This window comes from Thermoflexus sp., assembly GCF_042408365.1.
Classification (GTDB): Bacteria; Chloroflexota; Anaerolineae; order Thermoflexales; family Thermoflexaceae; genus Thermoflexus.
The window spans coordinates 1-2,297 of the sequence record NZ_JBHOQJ010000085.1; the positions used below are offsets into that span (position 1 = coordinate 1).

At 60.6% G+C, this 2,297-nt stretch carries 2 protein-coding genes; both read right to left on the bottom strand.

Annotation, left to right across the window (positions count from 1 at the left end; translation table 11 throughout):
* Nucleotides 1-143 precede the first annotated feature (143 nt).
* On the bottom strand, nucleotides 144-1,445 hold the full coding sequence (locus tag ACFMO5_RS03545) for a multidrug transporter (RefSeq protein ID WP_376791384.1): 1,302 nt from the start codon (nucleotides 1,443-1,445) through the stop codon (nucleotides 144-146).
* Entirely contained in the window at nucleotides 1,442-2,245 is an 804-nt protein-coding gene (locus ACFMO5_RS03550; protein ID WP_376791385.1) for an alpha/beta fold hydrolase, read from the bottom strand. Before ACFMO5_RS03550 ends, ACFMO5_RS03545 begins: the two co-directional genes overlap by 4 nt.
* Between the last annotated feature and the right edge of the window lie 52 nt (nucleotides 2,246-2,297).

The following is a 2,297-nucleotide window of genomic DNA, read 5'->3' on the forward strand; positions in this document are numbered from 1 at the left end:
GGCGCCTTCGGCGCCCGGCTCGCCCCCTAAGTACTTTTTATCCCCTCTCCCCACGTCCCTTTGGGCCATGGGGAGGGAGGATAAAGGGGATGGGGGAATTCCCCCTTTCCATTACATATCCCAAAACCAAAGTGGGAGAAGCACTATCGTTCCACTCCGGCTGCCTCTAAGGGAAGCCCCATCTCCTCTCGCGGATACAGTCGCGGGTAAAGCGCCGTCCCCCCGGGGATGCGCAGGTGATCACTGTCCTCGTAGTATACGTTCTTGGTGATCACGTGCCGCTCCGGGGTGGCGAGGAGAACCACATCGGATTCGATCATGCGAGCCGGATAGATCACCAATCCGGAGCCTAAGCGGCAGTGATGGCCCACACATCCCCCAAGGACCGGGAGGCCGACCTCCACCAACTCGCCCCGGAAATGGGTGCGGATGGGCTTGGGCAGCAGGTTGAAGTCCGTGAAAGTGGTCCCCGCTCCGATGAACGTGTCGCGGCCCACCACGCACAACTGCAAGCAGGTGTTCTGGGCTACCATCGAGTGCTCCATCATCGTGGTCATAAAGAGGGCGGCCCGAAAGGGAAGGAAGCAGCCATCCCCAATCACGCTCAGCAACACCTGGACCCCCTGGCCGATGTTGACGTTGTTGCCGATCACACTGTTGGCGATGACCGCCCCTGCCCCGATGGTAACGTTGTCCCCGATGATCGTCGGCCCCTGCAGGATCGCGGTGGGATCGATTTGAACGTTGCGCCCGATGCGGATCAGAGCTGAAGAGGAGAGGACCTGGCGTCGCTCCAGCATCGCCCGCCAGAGGATGCGCAGCTTGACATCGAGGCGCTGGATCTGGGCTTCCATGCGTGCCCCCTCCGCGAAGATCCCGAAGGGGGAATTAGCCATGAAAACATGAACCCAGTGCTCGATGGAGAGGAAAGCCCGCAAGGGGACCCAGAAGGTCAGATCTCCCTGGTTGGGCGCCATATAGCGGGGCACCCGATAGTAGCCGATCTCACGCGCTTGGGTTTCGATGACGAGGGGACGAGCATAAGGTTCCTTTCCGTAAGGGAAATACCACATATCGGCCACATAAACGTCCCCTTCCTTACGGATCCCACGTTGCAGCGGAAGCGCGTGGTGGACAATCGCAGGATCATTAAGGACGAAGGCCACCCGGCAGGCTTTCCCCAGTCGCTGCGCCCGTTCCAAAAAGGTTCGGAGGAAGGGCTCATCGAAGAACAGATTATCCCGATACACCAGGGTGGGCACCCGATCATCGGGGACCTCATCCAGGGAATCAACCTCCAGCTCTTCATCACAATAAGGGGCTAGGAGATCCCGTTGGTGGAGCCAGAGCGGCTTGTTCAGGACCATGAGATCCCGAGCGGGCTCATTGAACGGTGGGATCAGGCGGCGATCCCGGATGATCACCTTGCGCAACTTGCCGTTCATTTCGCATCCCCCTCCTCTCGCAACAGGAACTCCGCCAGGGCCTGCTGGAACCGTTCTGGCTCATCCAGCATCGGGAAATGGCCAGCTTCCGGCATCCAGAAGATCGTCGCCCGGGGGGCTTCCCGCGCCAGGAGGAAAGCCTGGTTCGGGTTCACGATGTTATCCCGTGCCCCATAAATCCCAAGGACCGGAGGGCGCAAGCGGGGGAGCAACGGGCGGAGGTCTGTGCGATGCAGACTGCCGATGCTTTGGAAGAAAGAGCGGAGGGTGGTGCGGGAGAGATCCCGTTCCCACATCTGATACCATGACCGCCAGGCCCGGGTGATGGTCGGGGAGGCCAAATAAGTGCCTGCTTTCACCACCGCGGGGAACGTATAAGCTAAGAAGGCCCAAAAGGGCCGGCCTGCCAGCTTCAGAAAGAAATTCAGGGAGTCGCCCACGATGGGGGAACCCACCACAGCCACTCGCGTCACCCGGTCCGGATGAGCGAGGGCCACTCCCAGGGCGACCGTCCCCCCCATCGAATGGCCGACCAGCGCTGCCGAGGCAATCCCCAGGCGGTCCATGAATTGAACCACCAGGGCGATGAAGTCAGGCACCGTGAAGCTGGCCCGTTTGCGGTCGGATTCCCCAAACCCCCAGAAATCCAGGGCATAGGATCGGCAGTGGGCAGCCAAGGCGTTCATCGCATCGATCCAATAGGTCCACGATCCTAGCCATCCGTGAAGAAAGATCACGGGCCGGCCCCGCCCGATCGCCTCATAATGGACAATGCCCTGCTCGGTGACAATGGAGCTCATTCCCGAATCCCTAAATCGTTTAAGGGATCCTTGGGACTGGGGGCCGCCTTTG

Bases quoted from the DNA above. Each gene is read 5' to 3' on its own strand.
- ACFMO5_RS03550 (WP_376791385.1), bottom strand. From the start codon at position 2,245: ATGAGCTCCATTGTCACCGAGCAGGGCATTGTCCATTATGAGGCGATC.
- ACFMO5_RS03545 (WP_376791384.1), bottom strand. From the start codon at position 1,445: ATGAACGGCAAGTTGCGCAAGGTGATCATCCGGGATCGCCGCCTGATC.